26 protein-coding genes are annotated in these 24,799 nt (G+C 71.7%); 19 read left to right on the top strand and 7 right to left on the bottom strand.

Annotated features, from left to right (window positions below):
* The first annotated feature begins 473 nt into the window (after nt 1–473).
* The 4 genes from V6U86_RS32745 (at nt 474) to V6U86_RS32730 (ending at nt 2,040) form a co-directional block, all read left to right on the top strand.
* Nucleotides 474–908: a phage holin family protein gene (locus V6U86_RS32745; protein WP_334510303.1), complete on the top strand. Its 435-nt coding sequence runs from the start codon at nt 474–476 to the stop codon at nt 906–908.
* Complete coding sequence (locus tag V6U86_RS32740) at nt 905–1,279, top strand: DUF3618 domain-containing protein (protein WP_334510301.1); 375 nt, start codon at nt 905–907, stop codon at nt 1,277–1,279. The genes V6U86_RS32745 and V6U86_RS32740 overlap by 4 nt, the downstream gene beginning before the upstream one ends.
* Nucleotides 1,276–1,548 carry a DUF4235 domain-containing protein gene (locus V6U86_RS32735; protein ID WP_030338235.1) on the top strand — a complete coding sequence of 91 codons (273 nt, stop codon included), beginning with the start codon at nt 1,276–1,278 and terminating at the stop codon, nt 1,546–1,548. Before V6U86_RS32740 ends, V6U86_RS32735 begins: the two co-directional genes overlap by 4 nt.
* A 288-nt stretch (nt 1,549–1,836) precedes the next feature.
* A complete protein-coding gene (locus V6U86_RS32730) occupies nt 1,837–2,040 on the top strand; it encodes a cold-shock protein (RefSeq protein WP_030338233.1) in 204 nt (67 codons plus the stop codon).
* A gap of 121 nt (nt 2,041–2,161) precedes the next feature.
* On the opposite strand, the gene V6U86_RS32725 is transcribed toward V6U86_RS32730, so the two are convergent.
* Nucleotides 2,162–2,353, bottom strand: coding sequence for a hypothetical protein (locus V6U86_RS32725; RefSeq protein WP_334510298.1), 192 nt, complete (start codon nt 2,351–2,353; stop codon nt 2,162–2,164).
* Between the two features lie 88 nt (nt 2,354–2,441).
* Nucleotides 2,442–3,425 carry an aldo/keto reductase gene (locus V6U86_RS32720; protein ID WP_334510296.1) on the bottom strand — a complete coding sequence of 328 codons (984 nt, stop codon included), beginning with the start codon at nt 3,423–3,425 and terminating at the stop codon, nt 2,442–2,444.
* Between the two features lie 84 nt (nt 3,426–3,509).
* On the opposite strand from V6U86_RS32720, the gene V6U86_RS32715 reads away from it, so the two are divergent.
* Both V6U86_RS32715 and V6U86_RS32710 read left to right on the top strand, forming a co-directional pair.
* Nucleotides 3,510–4,304, top strand: a complete 795-nt coding sequence (locus V6U86_RS32715) for a trans-aconitate 2-methyltransferase (protein WP_334510294.1) — start codon at nt 3,510–3,512, stop codon at nt 4,302–4,304.
* Entirely contained in the window at nt 4,301–5,323 is a 1,023-nt protein-coding gene (locus tag V6U86_RS32710) for an adenosine deaminase (protein WP_334510293.1), read from the top strand. The genes V6U86_RS32715 and V6U86_RS32710 overlap by 4 nt, the downstream gene beginning before the upstream one ends.
* Before the next feature lie 281 nt (nt 5,324–5,604).
* Here V6U86_RS32710 and V6U86_RS32705 read toward each other — a convergent pair whose 3' ends face one another.
* Together V6U86_RS32705 and V6U86_RS32700 are read right to left on the bottom strand one after the other, a co-directional pair.
* Nucleotides 5,605–7,008: a HAMP domain-containing sensor histidine kinase gene (locus V6U86_RS32705; RefSeq protein ID WP_334510291.1), complete on the bottom strand. Its 1,404-nt coding sequence runs from the start codon at nt 7,006–7,008 to the stop codon at nt 5,605–5,607.
* Between the two features lie 29 nt (nt 7,009–7,037).
* Nucleotides 7,038–7,727 (bottom strand): response regulator transcription factor, encoded by a 690-nt coding sequence (locus tag V6U86_RS32700; protein WP_091401712.1) that lies wholly within the window; start codon nt 7,725–7,727, stop codon nt 7,038–7,040.
* Between the two features lie 73 nt (nt 7,728–7,800).
* Between V6U86_RS32700 and V6U86_RS32695 the strand changes: the two genes are divergently transcribed.
* Nucleotides 7,801–8,721 carry an ADP-ribosylglycohydrolase family protein gene (locus tag V6U86_RS32695; RefSeq protein WP_334510287.1) on the top strand — a complete coding sequence of 307 codons (921 nt, stop codon included), beginning with the start codon at nt 7,801–7,803 and terminating at the stop codon, nt 8,719–8,721.
* A gap of 217 nt (nt 8,722–8,938) precedes the next feature.
* On the opposite strand, the gene V6U86_RS32690 is transcribed toward V6U86_RS32695, so the two are convergent.
* Complete coding sequence (locus V6U86_RS32690) at nt 8,939–9,913, bottom strand: DUF1775 domain-containing protein (RefSeq protein WP_334510284.1); 975 nt, start codon at nt 9,911–9,913, stop codon at nt 8,939–8,941.
* A 189-nt stretch (nt 9,914–10,102) separates the two neighbouring features.
* Here V6U86_RS32690 and thrS point away from each other — a divergent pair, with 189 nt between their 5' ends.
* The 5 genes from thrS (at nt 10,103) to V6U86_RS32665 (ending at nt 15,281) form a co-directional block, all read left to right on the top strand.
* The gene (gene thrS, locus V6U86_RS32685) at nt 10,103–12,109 is read left to right on the top strand and encodes a threonine--tRNA ligase (protein ID WP_334510281.1); all 2,007 of its coding nucleotides are present in this window, start codon (nt 10,103–10,105) and stop codon (nt 12,107–12,109) included.
* A gap of 190 nt (nt 12,110–12,299) precedes the next feature.
* Nucleotides 12,300–13,199 carry a hypothetical protein gene (locus V6U86_RS32680; RefSeq protein WP_334510278.1) on the top strand — a complete coding sequence of 300 codons (900 nt, stop codon included), beginning with the start codon at nt 12,300–12,302 and terminating at the stop codon, nt 13,197–13,199.
* On the top strand, nt 13,192–13,830 hold the full coding sequence (locus tag V6U86_RS32675; protein WP_334510276.1) for a hypothetical protein: 639 nt from the start codon (nt 13,192–13,194) through the stop codon (nt 13,828–13,830). Before V6U86_RS32680 ends, V6U86_RS32675 begins: the two co-directional genes overlap by 8 nt.
* The gene (locus V6U86_RS32670) at nt 13,827–14,579 is read left to right on the top strand and encodes an endonuclease/exonuclease/phosphatase family protein (protein WP_334510273.1); all 753 of its coding nucleotides are present in this window, start codon (nt 13,827–13,829) and stop codon (nt 14,577–14,579) included. Before V6U86_RS32675 ends, V6U86_RS32670 begins: the two co-directional genes overlap by 4 nt.
* A 171-nt stretch (nt 14,580–14,750) precedes the next feature.
* Entirely contained in the window at nt 14,751–15,281 is a 531-nt protein-coding gene (locus V6U86_RS32665; protein WP_334510271.1) for an HIT family protein, read from the top strand.
* A 49-nt stretch (nt 15,282–15,330) separates the two neighbouring features.
* Here the strand turns inward: V6U86_RS32665 and V6U86_RS32660 are convergent, their stop codons facing one another.
* On the bottom strand, nt 15,331–15,813 hold the full coding sequence (locus V6U86_RS32660) for a hypothetical protein (RefSeq protein ID WP_334510269.1): 483 nt from the start codon (nt 15,811–15,813) through the stop codon (nt 15,331–15,333).
* A gap of 97 nt (nt 15,814–15,910) precedes the next feature.
* Between V6U86_RS32660 and V6U86_RS32655 the strand changes: the two genes are divergently transcribed.
* Nucleotides 15,911–16,969 carry an aldo/keto reductase gene (locus V6U86_RS32655; protein WP_334510267.1) on the top strand — a complete coding sequence of 353 codons (1,059 nt, stop codon included), beginning with the start codon at nt 15,911–15,913 and terminating at the stop codon, nt 16,967–16,969.
* Between the two features lie 148 nt (nt 16,970–17,117).
* Here V6U86_RS32655 and V6U86_RS32650 read toward each other — a convergent pair whose 3' ends face one another.
* Nucleotides 17,118–19,274 (bottom strand): elongation factor G-like protein EF-G2, encoded by a 2,157-nt coding sequence (locus V6U86_RS32650; protein ID WP_334510265.1) that lies wholly within the window; start codon nt 19,272–19,274, stop codon nt 17,118–17,120.
* A gap of 249 nt (nt 19,275–19,523) precedes the next feature.
* On the opposite strand from V6U86_RS32650, the gene pgsA reads away from it, so the two are divergent.
* The 6 genes from pgsA (at nt 19,524) to pdxT (ending at nt 24,666) form a co-directional block, all read left to right on the top strand.
* On the top strand, nt 19,524–20,153 hold the full coding sequence (gene pgsA / locus V6U86_RS32645; RefSeq protein WP_334510263.1) for a phosphatidylinositol phosphate synthase: 630 nt from the start codon (nt 19,524–19,526) through the stop codon (nt 20,151–20,153).
* A 46-nt stretch (nt 20,154–20,199) separates the two neighbouring features.
* A complete protein-coding gene (locus tag V6U86_RS32640; protein WP_334510261.1) occupies nt 20,200–21,132 on the top strand; it encodes a phosphatidylinositol mannoside acyltransferase in 933 nt (310 codons plus the stop codon).
* A gap of 16 nt (nt 21,133–21,148) precedes the next feature.
* Nucleotides 21,149–22,309, top strand: coding sequence for a glycosyltransferase family 4 protein (locus V6U86_RS32635; RefSeq protein WP_334510259.1), 1,161 nt, complete (start codon nt 21,149–21,151; stop codon nt 22,307–22,309).
* 81 nt (nt 22,310–22,390) lie between these two features.
* On the top strand, nt 22,391–22,894 hold the full coding sequence (locus V6U86_RS32630; protein WP_124771629.1) for a hypothetical protein: 504 nt from the start codon (nt 22,391–22,393) through the stop codon (nt 22,892–22,894).
* Between the two features lie 161 nt (nt 22,895–23,055).
* A complete protein-coding gene (gene pdxS / locus V6U86_RS32625) occupies nt 23,056–23,973 on the top strand; it encodes a pyridoxal 5'-phosphate synthase lyase subunit PdxS (RefSeq protein ID WP_124771630.1) in 918 nt (305 codons plus the stop codon).
* Between the two features lie 90 nt (nt 23,974–24,063).
* The gene (gene pdxT / locus V6U86_RS32620; protein ID WP_334510251.1) at nt 24,064–24,666 is read left to right on the top strand and encodes a pyridoxal 5'-phosphate synthase glutaminase subunit PdxT; all 603 of its coding nucleotides are present in this window, start codon (nt 24,064–24,066) and stop codon (nt 24,664–24,666) included.
* The last annotated feature ends 133 nt before the right edge of the window (nt 24,667–24,799 follow it).

Here is a 24,799-nt window from a genome sequence, read left to right as displayed (position 1 = left end):
TCGCCCCGCGTCGCCCCGCGTCGCCCCGCGTCGCCCCGCGTCGCCCCGCGCCGCCCCGCGTCGCCCCGCGCCGCGCCGCGCCGCGCCGCAAGATCGTGCAACTTCCTGGTTGTAGTGGCCTCCACCCCCGTCGAGGCCACTACAACCAGGATCGAGCGCGATCTTGCGCGGCGGCGCGGGGTGGGGCGGGGGACGGAGGGACCGGGGCGGGGACGGGCCGGGGCGGGGACGGGCCGGGACCGGGGGCCGGGGGGACCGGGGACCGGGGGCGGGGGCGGGTCGGTTGCGGGAGGTTTGGTCGGGCTTGGGTGGGGGATGTGCTGCCGGACGTCTCTGGCGTGATCGCGGCGGCCGGTCGTGTATTGGCGGGCGCGGCGTGCGGACAACGGGGACGGTGCGCCGCTTGGCGCGCTTTAGGATTGACGAGCGGCAACTCCGGGCATACAGCGCGGTGATGAGGAAAGGAGGACAGCATGGCTGACGTGGCGAAAGCCCGCACATCCCAGAACGGGAGCGAGCCCTCCACCGCCGAGTTGGTGCAGCGGGCCACCGAGCAGATCTCCCGCCTGGTGCGGGACGAACTGACGCTGGCCCGAGCGGAGTTGACCCAGAAGGGTAAGCACGCGGGCATCGGGCTCGGCCTGTTCGGCGGCGGCGGCGCGCTCGCGTTCTTCGGCCTGGGTGCGCTGGTCGCCACGGCGATCCTGCTGCTCGACCTGGTGTTGCCCGCCTGGGCCGCGGCGTTGATCGTCGCGGTGGCCTGCTTCCTGGTGGCCGGCATCCTCGCCCTGGTGGGCAAGAAGCAGGTCAGCCGTGCCGTCCCGCCGGTCCCGGCGGCCACGGTCCGCAGCCTCCGGGCAGACATGGACACCGTCACCGCCGCAGTGAAGGACAGGGGGCGGCAATGACCGGCAACGGGACCGGCGACACGGAGGCCCTCCGCGAGGAGATCCGCCGCACCCGGGTCGAGTTGGGCGAGACGATGGAGGCGTTGGCCGCGAAGGCCGACGTCAAGGCCCGTCTCAAGGAGTCCGCCGAGCAGGCCAAGGAGCGGATGCGTGAGCAGGCGGCGCAGACCGTCGCCCGGGTTCGCGGGCAGGCCGCGCGCGGTGCCGGGATAGCGCGGGCGCGGGCGTACGAGAAGGGCGAGTCGGTACGCGCACAGGCGTACGACAAGGGCGAGCTGGTGCGCCGCCACCCGATGCCGTGGGCGGCCATCGCGGCCGGTGCGGTGGCCACCGTGGTGGTGTTGATGATCGTGCGGGGGAGGCGTAGGTGAGTAAGAGCATCGGCAGGGTCGCGTACCGGCCGGTCGGCGTGTTGATGGGCATCGCGGCAGGCGCGGTGGCCGGGGCGATCTTCCGGCAGGTCTGGAAGGTCACCGCGGGCGACGGTGAGGCGCCCAACGCGACCGATGAGGATCGCGGCTGGGGCGAGATCCTGGCAGCCGCGGCGTTGCAGGGCGCCATTTTCGCGGTGGTCCGGGCCGCTGTGGACCGGGGCGGCGCGGTCGGCGTACGCCGGATGACCGGCAGTTGGCCGGACTGACCAGACAGCGACTTCAGCCCCCTTCCCGCATTGATGGGAAGGGGGCTTTCGCATGGCATCGCCCGCCGCCCAGCGCACCTGAGGCATCCGTCAGGTCACATGTCGGAGAAATTCGTCGGAGAGGTCGTGACAGACTTTTTGCGTCCGTGATTTGCTGATCCCCGCTGTTGCGAGATGGCGTGGGTTGAGAGAAGTCTCCTTCGTGGGGCCGCCTCAGGCACCGCTGCTCAAAAACGGCCAATCGGCCGGACGGCGTGCACGGCCGCCAGTTTTTAGAGGGAGATACACATGGCTCAGGGAACCGTGAAGTGGTTCAACGCTGACAAGGGCTTCGGCTTCATCACCGTCGATGGTGGGGGTGCTGACGTGTTCGTCCACTTCTCGGCCATCCAGACCAGCGGCTACCGCTCGCTGGAGGAGAACCAGCGGGTGGAGTTCGAGATTGCGCAGGGTCAGAAGGGCCCGCAGGCTGAGCAGGTCCGCCCCATCTGAGTAGGACGGCCGGCCCCCGCCGGCCAGTGGGACGATCCAGCCCGAGGGTAACTGTGAAGCCCCGCATCCCGGTTGGGATGCGGGGCTTCACACGTGCTCGGGTCCCCAGTGGAGGCGGCGCTCAGCGTCGACGCGAGCGCAGGCCGAGCCAGATCAGCGCCAGCCCGGCCAACGCCAGGATCGGGCCGAGCACCGCCCAGATCTTCTCGTCGGTCATCAGGCTGCCGCTGACGTAGCCGAGGCCCTGGACCGTCCACACCGCGCCGATCACCACGGCCAGCAGGCCGAGGGTGAGCGGAAGCCAGCCCCTCATCGCGTCCCCTCTCCGCCGCCCGGTGCGGCGCGCCGTCGTCCAGCATCGCCGGGCGGGCGGCGCGACGCGAGCACCCCGGGCGCGCGGGTCACCACCGGTCGTGCACCTGCGGGCGGATCAGCTCGTCGTAGGTCTCGCGTACGGCTGCCAACTGCGCGTCGGTGAGCGGCGAGAGGTCCGCCGCCGCGGCGTTGCGTCGGGCCTGGTCGGCGTCGCGGGCACCGGGGATGACCACGGTGACGCCCGCCTGGTCCAGGACCCAGCGCAGCGCGAACTGCGCCATCGTGCGGTCCGCGTCGACCAGCGGGACCAGCCGGCGTACGGCGGCCAGACCTCGGTCGAAGTCGACTCCGGAGAACGTCTCCCCGACGTCGAAGGCCGCGCCGTGCCGGTTGAAGTTGCGGTGGTCGTCGGCGGGGAACTCGGTGTGCTCGTCGTAGCGGCCGGAGAGCAGGCCGCTGGCGAGCGGCACCCGGGCGATGATGCCGACACCGGCTGCCGCCGCGGCCGGCAGCACCCGCTCGAGGGGCTTGTGGCGGACCGCGTTGAGGATGATCTGGACGCTCGCCACCCCCGGTCGGGCGATCGCGGTGAGGGCCTGGTCGCAGGTCTCGACGCTGACCCCGTACCCGGCGATGGCCTTCTCGGCGACGAGGGTGTCCAGGCCGTCGAAGACCTCGTCGGAGGAGAAGACCGCGGTGGGCGGGCAGTGCAACTGGACCAGGTCCAGGGTGTCCATTCCCAGGTTGGCCCGGGAGCGGTCGGTCCACTGCCGGAAGTTGGCCAGGGTGTACGCCTCCGGTCGCTGCTCGACGCGGCGGCCCATCTTGGTGGCGACGGTCAGCCCCGCGTCGGGTCGGGTGCGCAGGAAGCGCCCGATCAGCTGCTCGCTGCGGCCGTCGCCGTACACGTCGGCGGTGTCGAGGAAGGTGACCCCGGCGTCCACGGCGGCGGAGAGCACCGCCATCGCGTCGTCCTCGCTGACGGTGCCCCAGTCGGCCCCGAGTTGCCACGCGCCCAGGCCGACCGCGCCAACGGTCCGGCCGAGCCGGTTGAAGCTGCGCTGTTCCATGCCCCCGAGCCTAGTGATCGGGTTGCCACACTGCCACGCGAGCCGTACGTTAAGCAGTACGGACGTACGGTTTGGGAGGCGATCATGTGGGATCCGGCAACCTACCTGCGCTTCGGCGACCAGCGGTCCCGGCCGTTTCACGACCTCGTCGCCCGGATCCCGGCCGAGCGACCCCGGACGGTGGTCGACCTCGGCTGCGGCCCCGGCCAGCTCACCGCCACCCTCGCCGAGCGCTGGCCGACGAGCCGTGTGCTCGGCCTCGACTCCTCACCCGAAATGATCGAGCGGGCCGAGGCCCTCGGCACGCCGGTCGACTTCGCGGTCGCCGACCTGCGCGACTGGCGTCCGACCGGCGACGAGGACGTGCTGGTCAGCAACGCGGCGCTGCAGTGGGTCCCCGGCCACCAGGAGCTGCTGCGCCGCTGGGCCGCCGAGCTGCCCACCGGCGCCTGGCTCGCCATGCAGGTCCCCGGCAACTTCGCCGCCGACTCGCATCGCGCCCTGCGGGAGGTAGCCAACCGGCCGACCTGGCGGGCTGACGTCGCCCCGCTGTTGCGCGCGGACCCGGTCGACGACCCGGCCGACTACGCGGCGCTGCTGACCGCCGCCGGCTGCGCGGTGGACGCCTGGGAGACTACCTACGTGCACCTGCTGCCGGCTCGACCCGCCGCCGCGCACCCGGTGCTGGCCTGGATGGAGGGCGCCGCGCTGCGCCCGGTCCGGGCCGCACTGGACGCCGCCGGCTGGTCCGCCTTCCGGACCGAGCTGGGAGTACGGCTCACCGCGGCGTACCCGGTGCGGCAGGGTCAGGTGTACTTCCCGTTCCGCCGCGTCTTCGTCGTCGCCCGCACCGGCGACCATGCTCAGGAGAACCCGTGACCGACCTGCCCACCTTCATCGCCGGCCTGCCCAAGGTGGAGCTGCACGTGCACCACGTCGGCTCCGCCTCGCCCCGGATCGTCGCCGAGCTGGCCGCCCGCCACGAGGGGCGCACCCCGGTGCCGGCCGACCCGGACGCGCTGGCCGCCTACTTCGAGTTCCGCGACTTCGCGCACTTCATCGAGGTCTACCTGAGCGTCGTGGACCTCATCCGCGACCCGGAGGACGTCTGGATCCTCACCCACGAGGTGGCCAGGGAGCTGGCCCGCCAACAGGTCCGGTACGCGGAGCTGACCATCACCCCGTACTCGCACGTCCGACGGGGCATTCCCGCGCCGGCGTTCTGCGAGGCCATCGAGGACGCCCGCAAACGCGCCCTGGCCGACTTCGGCATCGAGCTGCGCTGGTGCTTCGACATCCCCGGCGAGGCCGGCCTGCCGGCAGCCGAGGAGACGCTGCGCATCGCGCTGGACGAGCGCCCGGACGGGCTGGTCAGTTTCGGCCTCGGTGGCCCGGAGATCGGCGTGCCCCGACCGCAGTTCCGGCCCTACTTCGACCAGGCCCGCGCCGCCGGGCTGCGCTCGGTGCCGCACGCCGGGGAGACCACCGGGCCGCAGACCGTGTGGGACGCGCTGAACGAGCTGGGCGCCGAGCGGATCGGGCACGGCATCTCCGCCGCACAGGACCCGCAGCTGCTCGCGTACCTGGCCGAGCGGCAGATCGGCATGGAGGTCTGCCCGACGTCCAACGTGCGCACCCGGGCGGTGGCCACCCTCGACGAGCACCCGCTGCCCCGACTGGTCGAGGCCGGGCTGCTGGTCACCATCAACTCCGACGACCCGCCGATGTTCGGCACCACCCTCAACGACGAGTACGCGGTGGCGGCCCGCCTGCTGGGGGTCGGTGCCGAGGGCCTGGCCGGGCTGGCCCGCAACGCGGTGACCGCGTCCTTCCTCGACCCCGCCGGCCAGCAGCGGATCATCGCAGAGATCGACGCGTACCTCGCCGCCGCCGGCTGAGGTGGTCCGCCGCCTGGTCATCGGCTGAGCTGGTCGGCCGCTCGGTCACCAGCTGGCTCGGTCGGTCGAGCAGGGCGCGCGGCGGGAGCGTGGGGTGTGGGGGGACCTGTGGCTCCCGCCGCGCGCGCGGCTCCACCGGCCGTGGGTGCGTGGTGCGCTCCGGCCGGTGGAACTGGTGGGTTCGTGCTGTGATCCTGTCAGCCCACAGCCGGTCCACGGCGGTCGTTAACCGCGATCTAAGGAAGACTTGCGCCGGCGCACAGCCCCGGGGTGCGGCCGGGTCAGTCGTCGGTGGGTCGCTGGCGGGGCCAGCGACGTCCGCTGGCCTTCGTGTCCCGGGCGTCGCGGGCCATCCGCCCGACCAGACCGAACCGGCTGACCTGCCGGGGCGTTGCCTCCGGGTCGGCGAGCAGCATCACCACGCTGGCCCCGCCCAGCCGGGCGCGGTCGATGCTCACCGAGCCGTTGGCCTGCAACGCCACCCGCTTGGCGATGTCCAGGCCGAGCCCGGTCGAGCCCTGGTCACTGGCACCCCGGCGCAGTGCCCGGTCCGGGTTGGCGATGCCGGGGCCGGCGTCGTCGATCCGGATCGCCACGTAACCGTCGCGCCGCGACACGGCCACCTCGAACGCGGTGCCCTGCGGCGTGTAGCGGAAGACGTTGCCGATCACCGCGTCCAGCGCGGCGGCCAGCTCGGCCCGCGGCACCGGCGCCGGGATGCGCAGCTGCGCGCCGTTGACCCGGTGTGGCCGGTTCTGGTCACCGGCCAAGGCCGCCCAGAACACCATCCGGTCCCGGACCACCTCGCTGACGTCACACATCGCCGGCCCGGCCTCGTGCGCCACCGCCTTGCGGGTGGTCTTGATCAGTACGTCGATCTCACCTTCCAGGGTGACGATCGCCTGCCGGATCCGCCGGATCCCCCGCAGCCGGTCCAACTCCGCCTGGCTGAACGAACCCACGCTGGTGTCGTCGGACTCCAACGCCTCCGCGTCCAGGCGCAGCACCGTCAACGGGGTCCGCAGACGATGCGACAGGTCGGCCACCAACTCCCGCTCGTCGGTACGGGCGGCGTCCAGCCGGTCCGCCATCCGGTTGAAGGCGTACCCGGCCTCGGCCAGCTCGCGGGGACCGGTCGGCTCGACGCGTACGCCGAGGTCGCCGTCGCCGATGGAGAGCGCGGCCTTGACCAGACCGCGGGTCGAGTCCACCGCGCGGGCAGCGACCCGGTCGACCACCAGCACCGCCGCGCCGACCATCGCCGCACCGACCGCGAACAGCAGCAACCAGGTGCCGCCGGCGCCCTCGCCCAGCGCGGACTCCGGAAGGAACACCTCGACCACGGCCGTCCGGTCACCGAGGACCACCGGGTCGAGCCGGGCCACCCCACCGTCGACGTCGACAACCAACGACTGCCGTGCGGAGCGGGCCCGGTCCAGGTCGCCGCCGCTGGCCCGACCAGCGGACTCGTCCAGCCCCAACCCGTGCACCACAGGCCGGGTGGGTGCGCCCTCGGCGCTGGCCACGACGGCACGCTCGACGACCACCGGGTCGGTGCTCACCGCCAGCGCGCCGGTCACCAACGCGCTGCGCCGCGCCGCATCGGCGATCGCCTCGTCCTGACGCTGCTCCCGCAGGCTGAGCCCGAGCGGGATCAGGAACGCGAGCGCCACGAGACTGCACATGCCGGCCGTGAGCAGGGCCAGCGCCGTCCTCAGTCCGGTGCCACCAGCCGGAACCCGACCCCCCGCACGGTGCGCAGGTAACGCGGCTTCGCCGCGGACTCGCCCATCTTTCTGCGGAGCCAGTACAGGTGAACGTCGATGGTCTGATCCTCGCCGACCGATGGCTGCCGCCATACCTCCTCCAAGAGCTCCCGGCGGGACACTACCCGCCCAGGTCGTGCGGCGAGATACGCCAGCAGGTCGAATTCCTTACGGGTCAGCGCCAGCGGCTCCCCGTCGAGCTGGGCGCTGCGCTCGCCCACGTCCACCCGCAGCCCGCCGACGCTGTGCACCGCCGGCTGCACGGACCGACTGGCCCGGCCGGCCCGGCGCAGCACGGTGGTGATCCGCGCGTCCAGGTGCGCCCCGGTGAACGGCTTGACCATGTAGTCGTCGGCGCCGGCGCGCAGGAGCTTCACCACCGACTGCTCGTCGTCGCGGGCGGTGGCGATGATGATCGGAACGTCGGTGATGCCGCGCAGCATCCGCAGCGCGTCCGAGCCGTCCAGGTCGGGCAGGCCGAGGTCGAGCACCACCAGGTCGGGTGTCTCCGCGGCGACCCGACGCAGCGCGTCCAACGCCGTACCCACGGCGTGCACGGCATGCCCCCGGTCGGTGAGGGACCGCAGCATCGCGCCGCGTACGACGTGATCGTCTTCGACCAGGAGCACGGAGGCCACGACAAGACGGTACTTTGCCTGGCAAGTTGATCGCGTTGCGACGTGCCTGGCGACCGGGCAAGCTGGTACGACGATGTCGTTCACCCTGTTCGCCGATGCCCGCCTGGCGCTCGCCCGGGACAGCCTCGCCGGTCTCTCCACCGGCGACGCCCTCGGCGCGCAGTACTTCCTGTCAGGGTCGGCGTCAGTGGATTTCGCCGCCGACCCCCTGCCGCCAGCGCCCTGGGAATGGACCGACGACACCGAGATGGCCTGCTCGGTCCTCGCCCAGTTGGCCGACTCCGGCGGCATCGACCGGGACCGGCTGGCCCTCTCCTTCGCCGAGCGGGCCGCCCCGCGCCGAGGCTACGGCGCGGGCGCGATGCTGATCCTGGGGCTGATCCGCACCGGCACCCCGTGGCCGCTGGCCGCCGCCTCAGCCTTCGACGGGCAGGGCTCCTGCGGCAACGGCGCGGCGATGCGGGTCGGCCCGCTGGGCGCGTACTTCGCCGACTCGACCGCGCGCGCCGCCGCGCAGGCCCGCGCCTGCGCGGAGGTGACGCACGCGCACCCGGAGGGGATCGCCGGCGCGGTAGCCGTCGCCGTCGCCGCCGCGCTGGCCGCCCGGGCCCGCCTCGACGGGCACCGGCCGGCCCCGGAGCGGCTGCTCGCCGGGATCGGTGCCGCGCTCGACCCGGGCACCGAGGTGCATCGGGGCGTACACCGGGCGGCCGGGCTGCTCGGCCGGCCGTTGGCCCGGGTGGTGGCGGCGCTCGGCAACGGCTCCCGGGTGACCGCCCAGGACACCGTCGGGTTCACCCTCTGGGTGGCCGCCACCCACCTCGACGACTATCCGGCGGCCATCGAGACGTGCGTACGGGCCGGTGGGGACGTGGACACCACGGCCGCCATCGCGGGAGCGGTGGTGGCGGCGCACACCGGCGTCGGTACCCCGGGCGGGGTGCCCGAGACGTGGCTGGCCGCCCGCGAGCCGCTACCTACCTGGGCCCCCTGACCGCCTGAGCTGCCCTGTCCGCCTGGTTGCCCTGCCGACGCGGGCTGCCCTGCCCACGATCAACTCGGCTTCCTGCACATCGGGGTCCCCGCGCGGCTCGGTTGCCGCGGTTTCCGGAAACCCGAGTGGATCACCGCGATGCCATGGACCCCGAGTGGATCACCGCGATGCCGCGGACCCCGAGTGGATCACCGCGATGCCATGGACCCCGAGTGGATCACCGCGATGCCGCGGAAACAGCGGGCGTCGGGTCGGCGGGCTCTGCGGTCTCGGCTGCTCGGCCGGTCGTCTCGGCGAACGTCGTGGCGTCGTTCGCGCCGGCACGCGTCGCGGTGGGCTCTGCGCGGCCGGTTATCTCGGCCAGGGTCGCGGCCTCGTCGGGCTTCGTGCCCTCGTCCGGGCCCCCGGTCACCTCGGCGAGCGCGGTGGCCTCGTCCGGGCCGCGTCGGCGCCACCGGCTGACCAGCCAGCCGATCGCCGCGCCGCCGCCCAGCCCGGCCAGCAGGCCGGCGGCCAACATCCCGTCGGCGTTGCCGGACTGCTCGTCGGCACCGCTCACCCGGGCCGCGGGTGCGGCGTCCACCCCGCTGTCCGCAGCCGGCGCACCGCCCGCCGGGGCGCCGTGCCCGCCGTGTGCGGCCGGACCCGCCGCGCCGGGCGCCGCCGGCAGCAGGGTGAGCGCCGGGGCCCGGTGCGCCCCGGCGGCGTCCGCCCACCGGACCACCGTCCCGTCGGCGTACGTCTGGACGACCTCGAAGGTGAGCCGCTCGACCTGCGGCATCGGCCCCATGGAGAGCGCCAACCGGGCCGGCCCGGCGGCGGTCGCACCGACCCGGACCCAGGTCACCGCCGTCGTCACAGTGCTCACCCCGGAGGAGTGGATACCGGCCACCGGCTTGTCCAGGGTGCGGGAGCTGATCCGGGGCGCCCAGCCGTCGACCGACATCGGGTAGACCTCGGCGATCGGCGCGTCAGTTGGCAGTCGTACCTCGATCTGGTTGGTCTTCGTGCCGGCCCGCTCCTGCGGAACGCTGAACTCCAGCCGTACCGCGTCGCCCTGCCGGGCCTCGGTCGGGGTGACCGTCACGTCAGCCGCGTACGCCGTGCCAGGCCAGAGCAGCAGCCCAGCGGCGGTCACCGCGGTCGCCGCCACGATCCGCCGCCGACGGCCATCGCCGTGCGTGCTCGCCATCTCGTGCCCCCATCCGTGTCGACGCGGCCGGCACCGGTTTCCAGCCACACCTTCTAGTTCGGCTGCGAGGCGCGAAAGGTTCAACGCCGGCGATAAGGAAGGTGCCGTTCCCGGTCGGGGACGGGGCGACCGATAGCATCGGCAGGAGCCGAGGATCGGCACCGTTTCGTACCACTTGGAGGAGTCACCGTGTCCGCACCCCGTACCCCCGCCGTGGCCGACCCCGTCGTCGTCGCCGCCGGGACCACGGCGGCCGACGCGGTGGCCGCGGCCGGACTGCCCGCGAACGGCCCCAAGGCGATCGTCGTGGTCCGCGACCCGCAGGGCCAGCTGCGCGACCTGGACTGGACGCCGGCCGAGGAGACCGTCGTCGAGCCGGTCAGCCTGGACTCGCCGGACGGGCTCAACGTGCTGCGCCACTCCACCGCGCACGTCCTCGCCCAGGCCGTGCAGGACGTCTTCCCCGAGGCCAAGCTGGGCATCGGCCCGCCCATCGAGAACGGCTTCTACTACGACTTCGACGTCGACAAGCCGTTCCAGCCCGATGACCTCAGCAAGCTCGAGAAGCGCATGCAGGAGATCATCAAGTCTGGGCAGCGGTTCCGTCGCCGCCGTTTCGGCAGCCTGGACGAGGCCCGCTCCGAGCTGGCCGACGAGCCGTTCAAGCTGGAGTTGATCGAGGTCAAGGGCGAGGGCCTGGACACCGACGAGGTGATGGAGGTGGGCGGCGGCGAGCTGACCATCTACGACAACCTCGACAAGGAGGACAAGGTCTGCTGGTCGGACCTGTGTCGCGGTCCGCACCTGCCGACCACCCGGCTGATCGGCGCGTTCAAGCTGATGCGCTCCGCCGCCGCGTACTGGCGGGGGTCGGAGAAGAACCCCCAACTGCAGCGGGTGTACGGCACCGCGTGGCCGACCCGCGACGAGCTCAAGGCGTACCTGAAGCTGTTGGAGGAGGCCGCCCGGCGCGACCACCGCAAGCTCGGTGCGGACCTGGACCTGTTCAGTTTCCCCGACGAGATCGGCTCGGGCCTCGCGGTCTTCCACCCCAAGGGCGGCATCATCCGCCGTGAGATGGAGCACTACTCGCGGCGACGGCACGAGGAGGCGGGGTACGAGTTCGTCAACACCCCGCACATCACCAAGGCACAGCTGTTCCAGACCTCCGGTCACCTGCCGTACTACGCGGACACCATGTTCCCGCCCATGCAGTTGGAGGGTGCGGACTACTACCTCAAGGCGATGAACTGCCCGATGCACAACCTGATCTTCAGGGGCCGCGGGCGGTCGTACCGGGAGCTGCCGCTGCGGATGTTCGAGTTCGGCACGGTCTACCGGTACGAGAAGTCCGGCGTCGTGCACGGCCTGACCCGGGTCCGCGGTCTGACCCAGGACGACTCGCACATCTACTGCACCCGCGAGCAGATGGCCGGCGAGCTGTCCACGCTGCTCAGCTTCGTGCTCGACCTGCTACGCGACTACGGCCTGGACGACTTCTACCTGGAGCTGTCGACCCGGGACGACTCGCCGAAGTTCATCGGCGCCGACGAGGACTGGGCGGAGGCCACCGAGGCGCTGCGCACCGCTGCCGCGACCTCCGGCCTGGACCTGGTGCCCGACCCGGGCGGCGCGGCGTTCTACGGGCCGAAGATCTCCGTGCAGGCCCGCGACGCGATCGGCCGGACCTGGCAGATGTCCACCATCCAGGTCGACTTCAACCAGCCGGAGCGGTTCGGGCTGGAGTACCAGGCCGCCGACGGCAGCCGGCAGCGGCCCGTGATGATCCACCGGGCGTTGTTCGGGTCGATCGAGCGGTTCTTCGGGGTGCTCACCGAGCACTACGCGGGTGCCTTCCCGGCCTGGCTGGCGCCGGTGCAGGTGGTGGGCATCCCGATCCGCGAGGACCACACCGACTACCTGCACGGCTTCGTCGCCGCGCTGCGCGCCGAGGGCATCCGGGCGCAGGTGGACGCGGGTGACGACCGGATGCAGAAGAAGATCCGCACCGCGCAGCAGCAGAAGATCCCGTTCATGGTGATCGCCGGTGACGACGATGTGGCCGCCGGCACGGTCTCCTTCCGCTACCGCGACGGCTCCCAGCGCAACGGGGTGCCGATCGCCGAGGCGGTGACCCACGTGCTGGACGTGGTCAGCTCGCGGACCAACATCGGCCCCTCCGCCGCCGCGGAGTAGCGGGCCGCGACGTCGCGGTTGCTCGACTTTCGACGTCGTGGCCTGCCCGTACCGGGCAGGCCACGACGTCCTTTGTCCGAGAGTGGTTGGGCCGGCTCGGTCAGTCGGCAGCCCTCCGCCAATGGGTGCCTCGGGGCGGGCTCGGTATGGGTCTTCCATTCATTCACCAGTAACCGGTAGCCTCTTCGATGTGAGGCTGCCCGAGAGCAAATATCTCCGTCGAGCACTATTCGGGATTGCTGCTCTCTGTCTCCTTCTTCTCGCGGTCATCCAATATCTTCTCCTGCCGGCAGACGGAAACAGAACCGACAATCTCAAGGCGGTCGGCGCCAATGTCGTGGCCAATCTGCTGACCTCCTTGATCGCGTTCGTCGTCGTCGCCGGAGTTGTGCTGTGGCTCATGCCCCCGGTCGCGGACAGCCGCGAGGTAAAGGTTGTCAGCGGACGGGATCGGGCAGCCACCCTGGACGAGGGCAGGCGGTCTACCACTTTCTGGTGGTTCAGCGGCGGCCTGGGTAGGTTCAATCGGGCCGTCGTGATTCCCGAGTTGGCGACTGCGGCGAGACGATCGAACTCCGCTCGCTCCATAGTTCTCCTCACCCTGGATCCGGATTCTTCCGCAGTGTGTTCGACATATGCGGAGCTGCGCGGCGCGAGGCGCTCGGGGCGAGGGCAGGAATGGACGGAAGCCTCCGTCCGGACTGAGATCCTGGCAACGGTGCTGGTCGCATTTCAGTGGCGTGACCGCGAGCCGCTGCTCGAGGTGGAGGTTCGCTTCAAGCAGACGTGTTCGTTGACCCGCCTTGAGATCAATGAGTCTTTCGCAATTCGCACGTCGGAAGATCCGGCTGAGTCCGCGCTCGTCTTCCCCAGGGGAGTTCCCTTCTATTCGCTCATGCAGGAAGACTTTCGCCTGGATCGCAAGCAGGCGCGTGGCATACAGACGACTCCGCTTCCTGCCGGTCTCGACGCGGCGCCGCTGCGAAGCTGGTTCGTCCAGATCGGCATAAGTTGCGCCCAGGGGATGTCGGATTCGGAAATTCGAGAAGTGATCGAGGTTGCCGCAAGCAGTAGGAGTCCCTATGAATGAGGCTACGGAATTCGCGAGGTACCTGCTCTCGTCGACCGAAGAGCGAACGTTCGACGACGTGTTGAATGGCCTTCGGAAAGTCGGAGTCGAGCGGCTGGTCGAGCCAGGACGAATGCACCGCCACGTGTTGGGTTTCGTTCAGCTCAGGCTCGCCACGTCGGCTGACAGGGAACTGCGGATACACCACTGGCCAGCTGGCGCCTCCTTCGCCGAGGAGCCGCACACCCACCTCTGGGACCTGACCAGCTATGTCCTGAGCGGTGAGATCGCCAGCACGGAATATGCCGTGCGGCCCACGTCTGACGAAAGCCCCCACCGGCTCTTCGTGGTGAAGCCGGCACCCGCCGGAACCGTTCGGGAGCCCACGCGTGAGCAGGTCAGCGTCTCAATTGTCAAGCGGGAGTCCCACTCCGCCGGCTCCAGCTATTTCGTAAAGCACGGGGTCTATCACACGTCCGAGCCATCCTCGACCAGCGCACTCACGCTGATCACGACATCCGCCCCCATGGTCGACTATCCGCTTGTGGTGGCATCACCGCAATCGAGTCGGTTGGGACATGCCCCCATGACCCCGCCGACGAGCCAAGAGCTAGACGAGTTCCGGAGAGCGCTGTGGCAGGCAATCGAATGACGCTTCGGGTGGCGACATGGAACATTCGGGAGGCGTCGGCCGCGCCTTCCAATGATCCGTTCGATCCTTGGGAAGTAGTGAAGGACCTGAACCTGGACATCCTTGCCCTGCAAGAGGTGCCATTCGACGATGGGCGCAGTTCCAAGGTGCTGTCGGCGATGCGTTCCCTGGTCGGTCTTCGGTCTGCCAGCGCCCTGCCACTGCACCCATCGGGATTCGGCGCCTCGATGTCCGGCCTGGCAACGCTTTCCCGCCACCCGCAATCGGAGCCGACCAACAGCTTCTTCGACCCCGAAGGTCAGACGATCGTTGTCGACGGTCGGATGGAGAATGTGCACAACAAGGCGATCAGCCGGGTCACCTGCTTCACCCAACTCGGCTCAGTCGTGCTGTTCAATCTCCACCTCTTTCCCTTCCAGCGCATGGGGTTGGCGGCCTCGCACGAACGCTTCGAATCTGCCTGGCGGATGGTGCGGGGCCAGTTGGAAGCCTCGAAGGACCTGCCCACCGTGGTGTTCGGAGACTTCAACACTCCGATCCGTGAGCTGGCGATGGCACCCGGGGCCGGCTACTCGCGGGTCGTCGGCGACCGGGTCACCCACGAAGGCTTCGCCTCCGACGACATCCTGATCTCGCGGCACTTCCGGGCTCGACGCGTGGAGCTCCTGGACAATCCGTCGGATCATCTGCTGTGCTTCGCGGAGCTTGAGATGCCCGAGCAGCAGAGGGCCGCGGCAGCAAACGGCTAGGGGCCACTCCTACCTGTCCCGCCGCCGATGTGGGCGTCTGCCACCGGTCGGCGGGGAGGGCTAACCTGGTGCGAGATCAGTCTTGCCGCCCCGAGCTGGCTCAGCGGCACGTGGAGCGCCGCAGTTCGAGGAAGCATCGACTGCCGAGCTGAAGGTGTTGGTGACCCAAAAATGGTGCGCGACAACGGGTTGGCGGATGGGCTGGAACGGCTCTGGACGCCACACCGGATGGGCTACGTCTCGGGCGGGGATCGGCCCGAGGGCAGCATCGAGAAGCCTCCCGGTTGCCCGTTCTGCCGGGCCCCCGGCCTGCCGCCGGACGAGGATCTTGTCGTCGCGCGGGGCGTGCACGTCTTCGCGATGCTCAACCTCTACCCGTACAACCCCGGGCACCTCCTGATCTGCCCGTACCGGCACGTCGCTGACTACACGGATCTCAACACGTCCGAGACCATCGAGCTGGCGGCTTTCACCCAGGACTCGATGCGCGTCATCCGCCACGTCTCCAACGCGCACGGCTTCAACCTGGGTATGAACCAGGGCGGAGTGGCCGGAGCCGGTATCGCCGCCCACCTGCACCAGCACGTCGTGCCCAGGTGGGGCGGAGACGCCAACTTCATGCCGGTGATCGCCCGGACGAACGTGCTGCCACAACTGCTCGCTGACACCCGGGACCTGCTCGCCAAGGCCTGGCCCGCCTGACCATCGCGGGTGTGCCGCCTCCCGCTGCCCGGCGTCCGCGCCGGTCCGGCTAGTCGGCGCGCAGCAGCGGGGTCAGCTCCGGCCAGCTCTCCACCCGGTGTACGTGCGGCAGCAGCGCGGCGTACGCGGCGACCTGCGCCGGACGCGGCCGGAACAGGTAGCGGTGCGGCACCGAGTCGAGGTAGCCGAGCACCTCCAGTTTGTCGTCCACGAAGTGGGTCAGGCCGAGCCGTCGAGCGATCGGCGCCTTGGCTGGGCGGGTGCGGCAGAAGTGCACCCGCTCGGCCGGGATGCCGGTGCGGGCCGGAAAGTCGTGGTGGGTCAACCACTCCCGGGTACGCCGCTCGGTGTCCTCCCCGCACTTGGACACCAGGTGCACCTCGTCGAACGCCGGGCCGAGCGCCGCGAGCGCGTCGAACGCCCCGACGACGGCCGGGGTACGCAGGTAGTTTGCGCCGAAGAAGGACGTGTCGGCGTCGTCGTCGGCCGGCTCGATGATCACTCCGCCGATGTCCACGCCGAGCCGCCGCATGGCTTGATCATGCCGCACGGTGACCGTCTGCGCGCACCCGCGTGTCCGCCCCCGGATCTGCTACGCCCCGGCCCGTCGGAGGTGGCACGATCGGCCGATGGCAGTCACGACACGGATGTTGGGGCGCAGCGGCATCGAGGTCAGCGCCCTCGGCATGGGGTGCTGGGCGATCGGCGGGCCCTGGGCGGAGGGCGCCCAGCCACTGGGCTGGGGCGAGGTCGACGACGACGAGTCGGTGCGGGCCGTCCGTCGGGCACTCGAGGAGGGCATCACCCTCTTCGACACCGCCGACACGTACGGGGCTGGGCACAGTGAGCGGGTGCTCGGTCGGGCGCTCGCCGGCCGCCGCGACGACGCCGTGATCGCCACCAAGTGGGGCTACACGTTCGACGAGGCGAGTAGGCAGGCCACCGGGGAGGACGCGTCGCCCGCGTACCTGCGCAGTGCCGTGACCGCCTCGCTGCGCCGGTTGAACACCGACCACATCGACCTCTACCAGCTGCACCTGGCCGACCTGTCGGTGCCGAGGGCGCAGGCGCTGATCGGGACCTGCGAGGACCTGGTGGCGGAGGGCCTGATCCGGGCGTACGGGTGGAGCACCGACCGCCCCGACCGGGCCGCCGCGTTCGGGCACGCCGCCGCAGGTGCCACCGCCGTGCAGCACGCCCTGTCGGTGCTGCGCGACGCTCCCGAACTGCTGGCCGTCTGCGACAAGTACGACCTGGCCAGCATCAACCAGGGGCCACTGGGGATGGGCCTGCTCACCGGCAAGTACACGGCGTCGTCGACGCTGCCCCGCGACGACGTACGGGGGTTGGCGCCGGGCTGGTTGGAGTGGTTCCGGGGTGGCCGGCCGGCGCCGGAGTGGCTGCGCCGGGTCGGTGCGGTCCGTGCCGCGCTCACCGCCGACGGGCGCACCCTCGCCCAGGGCGCGCTGGGGTGGATCTGGGCGCGCAGCGGGCGCACCATCCCGATCCCGGGCTGCCGTACGGTCGCCCAGGTCGAGGAGAACGCCGCCGCCCTGCGCCGGGGCCCCCTGCCGGTCGACCAGTTCGCCGAGGTGGAGCGTCAGCTCGCCGCCGTCCGTACCGCTGCCCTACGCGACGCCGACCGCCCCCACTGGCCCCGCCCGACCCACCCCCAAGTCCACCCCTAACCAGACCCCGCCCCCGCCCCCGCTCCCGTCCATCCCATCCCATCCCATCCCACCCCGCCCGTCGGCGACCGGACGTGCAAGATCGCCAGGGCAGGGCAGGGCAGGGCAGGGCCGGGCCGGGCAGGGCTGGGCCGGGCGGGGGTCCGGCCTAGGGGAGTTGTTCCTTGCGGATCTGGTCGGCCAGGTGGGCGGGCATGGGGTCGTGGCGGACGAAGTGGCGGCGGAAGGTGCCCGTGCCGGCCGTCATGGAGCGCAGCTCGACGGCGTAGCGAAGCAGCTCGGTGGCCGGCACCTCGGCGCGGACGAGGGTGCGGCCCTCGGTGTCCGGGTCCGGTTCGGTGCCGAGCACCCGGCCGCGTCGGCCGGACAGGTCGCCCAGCACCGTGCCCACCGAGCCGTCCGGAACCCGGATGGTCACCTCGTCGATCGGCTCCAGCAGGGCCGGCTGGCCACGCTCTGCGGCGTCGCGCAGCGCCAGCGCGCCGGCGGTCTGGAAGGCCGCGTCGGAGGAGTCGACGCTGTGCGACTTGCCGTCGACCAGGGTCACCCGCAGGTCCACCACCGGGTGGCCGGCGACCAGCCCGCGTTCCAGTTGGGCGCGGACGCCCTTCTCCACGGACGGGATGTAGTTGTGCGGCACCGCGCCGCCGACGACCCGGTCGACGAACTCGAAGCCACTGCCTCGGGGTAGCGGCTCGACCTCGATGTCGCAGACCGCGTACTGGCCGTGGCCGCCGGACTGCTTGACGTGCCGGCCGTGGCCCTTCGCGGGCACGGTCAGCGTCTCGCGCAGCGACACCTTGACCGGCTCGGTGTCCAGCTCGACGCCGCCGGCGCGCAGCCGGTCGAGCACCACGTCCGCGTGCGCCTCGCCCATGCACCAGAGCACCAGCTGGTGGGTCTCCGGGTTGCGCTCCAGCCGCAGCGTGGGATCGCCGGCGACCAGGCGGGCCAGGTTGCGGGCAAGGGCGTCCTCGTCGGCGCGGCTGCGGGCGACGATCGCCACCGGCAGCAGCGGCTCCGGCATCTCCCAGGGGGCGATCAGCAGCGGCTCATCCTTGGTCGAGATGGTGTCGCCGGTCTCGGCGCTGCCCGACTTGGTGATCGCGCAGATGTCACCGGCCACGCAGAGCGACACCTCCCGCAGGGTGGCGCCCAGCGGGGTGTAGATGTGCCCGACCCGCTCGTCGGCGTCGTGGTCGGGGTGCCCGCGTTCGGCCATGCCGTGCCCCGAGACGTGCACCGTCTGGTCGGGGCGCAGCGTGCCGGAGAAGACCCGGACCAGCGAGACCCGACCGACGTGGCGGTCGACGGTGGTCTTGACGACCTCGGCGACGAGCGGCCCGGCCGGGTCGCAGCTCAGCGGCGGACGCGGCGAGCCGTCCACGCCGGTCACCGCCGGCAGTTCGTGCTCCAGCGGCGAGGGGAACGCGGCGGTCAGCACCTCCAGCAGCACGTCCAGCCCGACACCGGTCTGGGCGCAGACCGGCACCACCGGGTAGAAGTGGCCCCGCGCGACGGCCTTCTCCAGGTCGTCGATGAGCACCTCGTCGCTGATCTCCTCGCCGTCGAGGTAGCGGTCCATCAGGGTCTCGTCCTCGCTCTCGGCGATGATCCCCTCGATCAGTTCGTCGCGGGACTCGTCGATGGCCCGCTGGTGCTCCGGGTCCGGGTCGCGGACGTCGGCGGGGAGCCCGGCGCTGTAGTCGAAGACCCGACGGGTGATCAGGCCGAGCAGACCCTCGGTGGACACCCCGTCGTCGCCGAGCATCGGCAGGTAGAGCGGCATCACGTTGTCGCCGAAGAGGCGCTGGCAGAGCGCCACCGTCTCGTCGACGTCGGCGCGGGGCTGGTCCAGTCGGGCCACCGCGACCGCGCGGGGCATGTCGACGGCGGCGCACTCCTCCCACAGCGCGACGGTGGCCGCGTCCATGCCGCCCGCGGCGGAGACCACGAAGAGCGCGGCGTCGGCGGCCCGCAGCCCGGCGCGCAGCTCCCCGACGAAGTCGGCGTACCCGGGGGTGTCCAGCAGGTTGACCTTGATGCCGTTGTGCAGCAGCGGTGCGCAGGACAGGCTGACCGAGCGCTGCTGGCGTACGGCGGCGGGGTCGTGGTCGCCGACCGTGCTGCCGTCGGCCACGGTGCCGGCGCGGCCGATCGTGCCGGTCGCCGCGAGCAGGGCCTCGACCAGGGTGGTCTTGCCCGCCCCGGAGTGCCCGACGAGCACCACGTTGCGAACCTGCTCGGGCTCGGTCACCACCGGCGTGCCGCCGGTGGAACCCTTCTCGTGACTCTTCTGCGCCATGGGGCGCACCTCCCTCAGCCGGTGGTGGTGGCGACCGCCGCGCGACGGGTAGCGGCCCGGGGCGAGTGCGCGGCGTCATCCTCCGGTGGTCTGCTGCACAGCGGGAACGGGACGGGCGGACGGGTGAGCTGGCTCACCTCCCGGCTCGATCTCACACCCGTTGCCGGGTAGGCACAAGCCTCCCCCGGGCGGGTCGCCGGGACCGTCCGTATCGCCGGAGCTGGGCGGACCGTTATCGTGGGGACCGCCATGGCGAAGATCTTCCAAGTGTCGGCCCGCGCGGGGATGACCCGCGTCGTCGAGCCGATTGCCCGCGCCCTGCTGCGCGCGGGCGTCACCCCCAATGCCGTCACCGTCGCGGGCACCGTTGGTGTGCTCGTCGGCGCGCTCGGCTTCGGTGCTCGCGGCCATCTGGTCGCGGGCGCGTTGATCGTCACTCTGTTCGCGCTCACCGACCTGCTCGACGGGACGATGGCCCGGATGAGCGGCGGCTCCACCAGGTTCGGCGCGTTCCTCGACTCAAGCATGGACCGGGTAGCCGACAGCGCCGTCTTCGGCGCTGTCGCGTACTGGCTGGCCACGCAGAGCAACTACTCCGGGGTGGCCGCCGCGCTGGTCTGCCTGGCCGCCGGCAGCCTGGTCTCGTACGTGAAGGCCCGCGCGGAGGGGCTCGGCATGACCTGCAACGTGGGCATCGCCGAGCGCACCGAGCGGCTGCTGATCGTCGGCGTCGGCGGGATCCTCACCGGCCTGAATGTGAAGCCGGCCCTGGAGATCGCGCTCTGGCTGCTCGCCGCCGTGTCGATCTTCACGGTGGGCCAGCGGATGACGCACGTCTACCGCCAGGCCCAGCAGCTCCAGCCGGACGGCCAGGCGTGAGTGGCGGGCCCGCGACCCGGCGTCGGACGACCGGCGGCCGAGTCGCGTGAACCTCACCGAGCTGAGCTACCTCGCCGGTTGGCGGGTGCTCCGTGCGCTACCCCGGCCACTGGTGGCGGCGGCGTTCCAGGCGGGCGCGGACCGCGCCCACCGCGCCGGCGGAGGGGGTACGGCCCGACTGCGCGCGAACCTGCGCCGGGTGGTCGGCCCGGAGCTGCCCGACGCCGAGTTGGACGAGCTCGTCAAGCGCGGGTTGCGCTCCTACGCCCGGTACTGGATGGAGGCGTTCCGGCTGCCCGCTCTGAGCCGGTCGCAGATCCTGTCCAATTTCCGGCTCGACGGCGCCGAGCTGCTCGCCGCCGACGTGGCCGCCGGCCGGGGCGCGGTGGTGGCGCTGCCGCACGCCGGCAACTGGGACGCCGCGGGCGCCTGGGTGGCGGCCACCGGTTGGCCGATCACCACGGTCATGGAGCGCCTCAAGCCGGAGGGCGTGTACAAGCGTTTCATGGCCTTCCGCGAGGGTCTGGGGATGGAGATCCTGCCGACCCACGGGGGGCCGCGTCCGGCGTTCGACGTGTTGCTGGACCGGGTCCGGGCCGGCGCTGTGGTGCCGTTGCTGGCCGATCGTGACCTCTCCGCCCGGGGGGTGGAGGTGGACTTCTTCGGTGGGAAGACCCGGATGCCCGCCGGGCCGGCGTTGCTCGCGCTGCACACCGGTGCGCCGCTCTACGTGGCGTCGATGTGGTACGAGGCGGATGCCGCCTGCGCGTCGCTGGCTGGCCCGCTGCCGGTGCCCGGGCCCGAGGTGGGTCCCCTGGACCAGCGGGTCCGGTCGCTGACCCAACTGATCGCCGACCGTCTGGCGGCGGGTATCGCCCGGCATCCGGAAGACTGGCACATGTTGCAGCGGATGTGGCTGGACCAGGCGAGGTCGGGGGAGGGCGCGGCGCCGTCCTCGTCGGCCTCCGGCCAGGCCTGAGGAGGTGGGCTGACGGATGCGGATCGGCATCGTGTGCCCGTACTCCTTCGACGTGCCCGGTGGGGTGCAGAACCACGTCATGGACCTCGCCGAGGCGCTGATCGCGCTGGGCCACGAGGTCAGCGTGCTCGCGCCGGCCGACGAGGATTCGCCGCTGCCGGAGTACGTGGTGTCCGCCGGGCGTGCCGTTCCGCTGCCGTACAACGGTTCGGTGGCCCGGATCGCGTTCGGCCCGGTGTCGACCGCCCGGGTGCGGCGGTGGATCACCAACGGTGACTTCGACGTGCTGCACGTGCACGAGCCGCTCACGTTGAGCCTGTCGCTGCTGGCCGTGCTCTCCGCCCGTGGCCCGGTGGTGGCCACGTTCCACACCGCGATGACCCGGTCCCGGGTCCTGGCTGCCGCGCAGGGTGTGCTCCAGATCGTGTTGGAGCGGATCACGGCCCGGATCGCGGTGAGCGCCCTGGCCCGCAAGGTGCAGGTCGAGCACATGGACGGCGGTGCGGTGGAGATCCCCAACGGGGTGGCGGTGGCCAAGTTCGCCGACGCCGAGCCGTTGCCCGGCTGGCCGGGGGAGTGCGCGGCCGGCACCGGGGGCACGCTCGGCTTCCTGGGCCGGTTCACCGAGGCCCGCAAAGGCTTCCCGGTGCTGCGCGACGCGTTCGTGGCGTTGGCCGCCACCCGACCCGGTCTGCGGTTGCTCGTCGCCGGCCCGGGCGACCCCGACGACCTGTACGACCAGTTCCCCGCCGAACTGCACGAGCGGATCACGTTCCTCGGCCAGGTCACCGAAGCGGACAAGGCGCGCATGCTGCGCAGTGTGCACCTCTACGTCGCACCGAACACCGGCGGCGAGTCGTTCGGCATGATCCTCACCGAGGCCCTCGCCGCGGGTACGACGGTCGTCGCCAGTGACCTGGACGCGTTCCGGCGGGTGCTCGACGGTGGGCGGGCCGGTCGGCTCTTCCCCACGGGCGACCCGGTGGGGTTGCGTGACGTGATCGGTGAGCTGCTGGACGACCCGGCCGGGCGGGCCACGCTGAGCGCCTGCGGCGATCAGGTGGTCGCGAATTTCGACTGGCCGGTGGTTGCTCGGCGTGTTCTGGAGGTATACGCAGCGGCGATCGAGGCAACCGACGGGCGGGTCATCGACCAGGAATGGGTGGGGCTGGGCTGAGCCGGTGTGACGGATGGTGCGGTGGTGACCGGCGGGACCGGCCCGCCCGCGCCCAATCGGACGAAACGGAGCAGCACTACGATGCCGCACATGTGGTGGGTGGTGGCCGCGAGCGTGGTCGTGGGGCTGGTCGCGGCGTACCTCATCTGGACCGCCGGCCGGGTCGAGCGGCTGCAGGGCCGTGCGGAGCTGGCGGCCCGGGCCCTCGACGCCCACCTGCTGCGCCGCGCGGCGGCAGCCGCGGTCCTGGCTGAGCGGCGGTTCGGCGTCGAGCTGTACGCGGCGGCCCGGATCGCCCTGGACGCGAGCCCGGACGAGCGGGAGGCGGCGGAGAACGACCTCACCCGGCAGTTGCGCGGCGTCCAGTTGGACGCGGGCGACCCGGACTGCGCGGCGGTCATCGCCGCTAGTCGTCGGCTCGCGTTGTCCCGGCAGGTGCACACCGACCTGGTCCGCGACGCCCGCTCGGCGCGCAGCCGGCCGTTGGTGCGCCTGTTACGGATGGGGCGGGGTCGGCAGTGGCCGCGCTACTTCGACATCGACGACCCGACCCTCGTCGTCCCGGCGGACGTCCCCGCCGCCTGATCTTCGACGGTCGCCGCCTGCTCGCCCCGATGGGCGCGGGTGGCCGGTGACCAGGGCCACAGTGCAGGCCACCGGGGGTCTGATTGGCTGTCGGCGCGGCGTTGCACCGCGCGTAGCATTTTCGTTGCCACCCCCCGTGCACGTCCAAGGAGCGATGACCCGTGCCCGAAAACACCGTCTCGAACACCGGTACCGCCCCCGTCGTCGGCACCGCCCGCGTGAAGCGTGGCATGGCCGAGATGCTCAAGGGCGGCGTGATCATGGATGTCGTCAACGCCGAGCAGGCCAAGATCGCTGAGGACGCCGGCGCCGTCGCGGTGATGGCCCTGGAGCGGGTGCCCGCCGACATCCGCGCGCAGGGCGGTGTGTCCCGGATGAGCGACCCCGACATGATCGACGGGATCATCGAGGCGGTCTCCATCCCGGTGATGGCGAAGGCCCGCATCGGTCACTTCGTGGAGGCGCAGATCCTCCAGTCGCTCGGCGTGGACTACGTCGACGAGTCCGAGGTGCTGACTCCGGCCGACTACGCGAACCACATCGACAAGTGGGCGTTCACCGTGCCCTTCGTCTGCGGCGCGACGAACCTGGGCGAGGCGCTGCGCCGGATCACCGAGGGCGCGGCCATGATCCGCTCCAAGGGCGAGGCGGGCACCGGTGACGTCTCCAACGCCACCACCCACATGCGCAAGATCCGCCAGGAGATCCGCCGGCTCTCCTCGCTGCCGGCCGACGAGCTGTACGTCGCCGCGAAGGAGCTGCAGGCCCCGTACGAGCTGGTCAAGGAGGTCGCCGAGAGCGGCAAGCTGCCGGTGGTGCTGTTCACCGCGGGCGGGATCGCCACTCCGGCCGACGCGGCGATGATGATGCAGCTCGGCGCGGAGGGTGTCTTCGTCGGTTCCGGCATCTTCAAGGCGGGCAACCCGGCTCAGCGGGCCGCCGCGATCGTCAAGGCGACCACCTTCCACGACGACCCGGACGTGCTGGCGAAGGTCTCCCGGGGCCTCGGCGAGGCGATGGTCGGCATCAACGTCGACGAGATCCCGCAGCCGCACCGCCTGGCCGAGCGCGGCTGGTGAGCGGCCCACTCGCGATCGCGGGGAAGTAGGGGCTAATTGGGTCGGCGCCCGTTTTTGGGGCAGCGTGACGCGGAGAGGAATGGTGCGAACGTGACGGCACCCGTGATCGGTGTGCTCGCCCTTCAGGGCGACGTCCGCGAGCATGTGGCGGCGCTGGCCGCGGCGGGCGCGGACACCCGCCCGGTCCGCCGTCCGGCGGAGCTGGACGCGGTCGACGGCCTGGTCATTCCCGGCGGGGAGTCCACCACCATCAGCAAGCTCGTCGACATCTTCGAGCTGCGCGAGCCGATCGACAAGCGGATCGCCGACGGCATGCCGGTCTACGGCTCCTGCGCCGGCATGATCATGCTGGCGACCGAGGTGCTCGACGGCCGACCCGATCAACGGGGTTTCGCCGGCATCGACATGACGGTACGGCGCAACGCGTTCGGCCGGCAGGTCGACTCGTTCGAGGCGCCCGTGGAGATCACCGGCGTGGCGGGCGGGGGATTCCACGCGGTGTTCATCCGCGCGCCGTGGGTCGAGCGGGTCGGCGCGGGCGTCGAGGTGATCGGCACGGTGACCGGTGGCCCGGCCGCCGAGCGGATCGTGGCCGTCCGGCAGGGCAACCTGCTGGCCACCTCGTTCCACCCCGAGCTGACGGGTGACCCGCGCGTCCACGCGTACTTTGTGGAGTTGGCGCGCGCCGCCTGAGCGGCCGGCCCGTGCGGCCCGGGGCGGGCGGCGGCCCTTCCCGGAACCCGAGCGGACCATAAGGATCCGGGCTCGGCGCGCCCGGCGCCCGGCGCCCGCCGCTCGCCGCTCGCCGCGCCCGGCGCCCGCCGCG

It is taken from the genome of Micromonospora sp. CPCC 205558, from assembly GCF_036902955.1.
Taxonomy (GTDB): domain Bacteria; phylum Actinomycetota; class Actinomycetes; order Mycobacteriales; family Micromonosporaceae; genus Micromonospora.
This window is presented reverse-complemented; position numbering and strand designations above follow the sequence as displayed.

What these genes read in the sequence shown, in the direction of transcription:
- V6U86_RS32745 (WP_334510303.1), top strand. Translation starts at nt 474, where the DNA reads ATGGCTGACGTGGCGAAAGCCCGCACATCCCAGAACGGGAGCGAGCCC.
- V6U86_RS32740 (WP_334510301.1), top strand. Translation starts at nt 905, where the DNA reads ATGACCGGCAACGGGACCGGCGACACGGAGGCCCTCCGCGAGGAGATC.
- V6U86_RS32730 (WP_030338233.1), top strand. Translation starts at nt 1,837, where the DNA reads ATGGCTCAGGGAACCGTGAAGTGGTTCAACGCTGACAAGGGCTTCGGC.
- V6U86_RS32725 (WP_334510298.1), bottom strand. Translation starts at nt 2,353, where the DNA reads ATGAGGGGCTGGCTTCCGCTCACCCTCGGCCTGCTGGCCGTGGTGATC.
- V6U86_RS32720 (WP_334510296.1), bottom strand. Translation starts at nt 3,425, where the DNA reads ATGGAACAGCGCAGCTTCAACCGGCTCGGCCGGACCGTTGGCGCGGTC.
- V6U86_RS32715 (WP_334510294.1), top strand. Translation starts at nt 3,510, where the DNA reads ATGTGGGATCCGGCAACCTACCTGCGCTTCGGCGACCAGCGGTCCCGG.
- V6U86_RS32705 (WP_334510291.1), bottom strand. Translation starts at nt 7,008, where the DNA reads ATGTGCAGTCTCGTGGCGCTCGCGTTCCTGATCCCGCTCGGGCTCAGC.
- V6U86_RS32695 (WP_334510287.1), top strand. Translation starts at nt 7,801, where the DNA reads ATGTCGTTCACCCTGTTCGCCGATGCCCGCCTGGCGCTCGCCCGGGAC.
- V6U86_RS32690 (WP_334510284.1), bottom strand. Translation starts at nt 9,913, where the DNA reads ATGGCGAGCACGCACGGCGATGGCCGTCGGCGGCGGATCGTGGCGGCG.
- V6U86_RS32675 (WP_334510276.1), top strand. Translation starts at nt 13,192, where the DNA reads ATGAATGAGGCTACGGAATTCGCGAGGTACCTGCTCTCGTCGACCGAA.
- V6U86_RS32670 (WP_334510273.1), top strand. Translation starts at nt 13,827, where the DNA reads ATGACGCTTCGGGTGGCGACATGGAACATTCGGGAGGCGTCGGCCGCG.
- V6U86_RS32665 (WP_334510271.1), top strand. Translation starts at nt 14,751, where the DNA reads ATGGTGCGCGACAACGGGTTGGCGGATGGGCTGGAACGGCTCTGGACG.
- V6U86_RS32660 (WP_334510269.1), bottom strand. Translation starts at nt 15,813, where the DNA reads ATGCGGCGGCTCGGCGTGGACATCGGCGGAGTGATCATCGAGCCGGCC.
- V6U86_RS32655 (WP_334510267.1), top strand. Translation starts at nt 15,911, where the DNA reads ATGGCAGTCACGACACGGATGTTGGGGCGCAGCGGCATCGAGGTCAGC.
- V6U86_RS32650 (WP_334510265.1), bottom strand. Translation starts at nt 19,274, where the DNA reads ATGGCGCAGAAGAGTCACGAGAAGGGTTCCACCGGCGGCACGCCGGTG.
- pgsA (WP_334510263.1), top strand. Translation starts at nt 19,524, where the DNA reads ATGGCGAAGATCTTCCAAGTGTCGGCCCGCGCGGGGATGACCCGCGTC.
- V6U86_RS32635 (WP_334510259.1), top strand. Translation starts at nt 21,149, where the DNA reads ATGCGGATCGGCATCGTGTGCCCGTACTCCTTCGACGTGCCCGGTGGG.
- V6U86_RS32630 (WP_124771629.1), top strand. Translation starts at nt 22,391, where the DNA reads ATGCCGCACATGTGGTGGGTGGTGGCCGCGAGCGTGGTCGTGGGGCTG.